This is a genomic window from Pseudomonas sp. P5_A2_2, from assembly GCF_054177685.1.
On the sequence record NZ_JBGCUL010000824.1, the window covers coordinates 1 to 2011 of the forward strand.

Here is a 2011-nt window from a genome sequence, read left to right on the forward strand (position 1 = left end):
AAACCGTCATGATCCATTCACCGGTTGAACGGCTCTTGATCGACGGCCCGATGTGCGGCCCGCGGCTGGGGTTGTCGCGATGGAAGATGAAGTATTCGCGGTCGGAATTGTTGACGCCGGTCTGGCCGGCGCCATTGGAGTTGGCGATCCACTGCCCTTTTTCGTCGTAAACGAACAGGCCGTGGAGCTGGCTCAACTCACGGCGCTGGACGTTGAGCAATTTTGGCAGCCGGGATTGATCCACTCCTTCGTGCTCCAGACGATCGACCAGGGTGAACAGCAGCGTGTCGGCCTGCTTGATCGTTGCCTGCGCTTGCGAGGCCAGGCTCTGCGCAAGGTTGGACATCTCCACTTCCTTGTCATGCAGCAGGTACTGGCGTGAACTCCAGACCTCCCAGATCACGATAGCCATCATCGACAGGCACACCGCCGCCAGCAGGATCACCGCCGAACGGAGTTTGAGTCGGGGCACGGCTGGCCGGAGCATTTCAATAGGATCGTTGATCGACGGATGTCGCATGGTGCTCCCTGATTGTCTGTGACAGGGCGAGTCTTCCTGATCGCCGCTTTAGCTCACTATGCCTGCTACAGGCCTGCAATGATGTTAGCGCGTCGCCTGCTTTACCGCCTCCAGCCACGCCGGATCAAGCCACGTCTGCCCGGGATCGATGCCCAGCGCTTGCATCCGCGCCTTATGTTGGTCCATTTCGTGGATCAACTGGCCATGGTCGCTTGAGTTACCATCGAGCTGATGCATCTGGTTCAACCCCAGATGGTAGAAACGCAACAGCTTCATGGCAACCGGATCACCCTGTTCCACGGCCGCCGTTACATGATGCATGACATTGGTGATGCTCATCAGGCTACGCTTGAGCTGCCAACTGTAGACCGCCGGCGCCATCCATGCCTGGCGCCAGAATACTTTGCGCATCAGCGCCGCCATCGCCAGCACGGCCACAAACACGCCACCGACGTTGAAGCGCAGATTTTCGCCCCCCGGCGTGCCGAACAGAGCCACCGCCGCCGTGGACAGAATCATCGCCAGCGCCAGAAAGATCAGGGCAATGATGACCGTGCTGCGCCGCGTCTGTTGCCGGTAGGTGTCGGCGTTCATCGGCTGGATTTCGAACATTGCGTCGGGTTTCCTGAGCTTCAATGGTAAAAAGGGGTCCGGGACAAAAAGACAGCAGGCCATTATCGCCTCTGCGAGGGATTTAGCTATGCTGGGGCTTCTTTTCATCTGTTCATCGTCAGCGGGGGACATGGCGAGACCATGCAGTTCGTGCCATCTTCTTTCATGAATACACATTATTCGGATGTCAYTCGTGGTTGCTGTGTGAATGACATCGTTTTAAGGATCATTGAATGACCCAACGCCAAGTTATCGACGCCTCCGTCAGCCCCAAAGGCAGCCTGGAAACGCTCTCGCAGCGGGAAGTCCAGCAATTGAGCGAAGCCGGTTCCGGCAGCACCTACACCCTCTTCCGCCAGTGCGCCCTGGCCATCCTCAACACTGGCGCCCATGTCGACAACGCCAAGACCATTCTTGAAGCCTATAAAGATTTTGAAATCCGCATTCACCAGCAGGACCGCGGCGTACGCCTGGAACTGCTGAACGCCCCGGCCGACGCCTTCGTTGACGGCGAAATGATCGCCAGCACCCGGGAAATGCTGTTCAGCGCCCTGCGTGACATCGTCTACACCGAAAACGAACTCGACAGCCAACGCATCGACCTGAGCAACTCCCAGGGCATCAGCGACTACGTCTTCCACCTGCTGCGCAACGCCCGCACCCTGCGTCCCGGTGTCGAACCGAAGATCGTGGTGTGCTGGGGCGGGCATTCGATCAACACCGAAGAATACAAATACACCAAGAAAGTCGGCCATGAACTGGGCCTGCGCAGCCTGGACATCTGCACCGGTTGCGGCCCCGGCGTGATGAAAGGCCCGATGAAAGGCGCAACCATCGCCCACGCCAAGCAACGCATCCACGGCGGTCGCTACCTGGGCC

Annotated in this window: 3 protein-coding genes; 1 reads left to right on the forward strand and 2 read right to left on the reverse strand. The window is 58.7% G+C overall.

The annotated features are described in order from the left end of the window. Together ACXRVY_RS26165 and ACXRVY_RS26170 are read right to left on the reverse strand one after the other, a co-directional pair. The coding region (locus ACXRVY_RS26165) for a PDC sensor domain-containing protein (RefSeq protein WP_458238638.1) at nucleotides 1-520 on the reverse strand (520 nt) is incomplete at its 3' end. An 84-nt stretch (nucleotides 521-604) separates the two neighbouring features. Continuing rightward, the gene (locus tag ACXRVY_RS26170) at nucleotides 605-1132 is read right to left on the reverse strand and encodes a DUF3087 family protein (RefSeq protein WP_223463165.1); all 528 of its coding nucleotides are present in this window, start codon (nucleotides 1130-1132) and stop codon (nucleotides 605-607) included. Between the two features lie 233 nt (nucleotides 1133-1365). Here ACXRVY_RS26170 and ACXRVY_RS26175 point away from each other — a divergent pair. Further along, nucleotides 1366-2011, forward strand: a 646-nt coding sequence (locus tag ACXRVY_RS26175; RefSeq protein ID WP_458238639.1) for a pyrimidine/purine nucleosidase domain-containing protein, incomplete at its 3' end; no start/stop codon positions are given.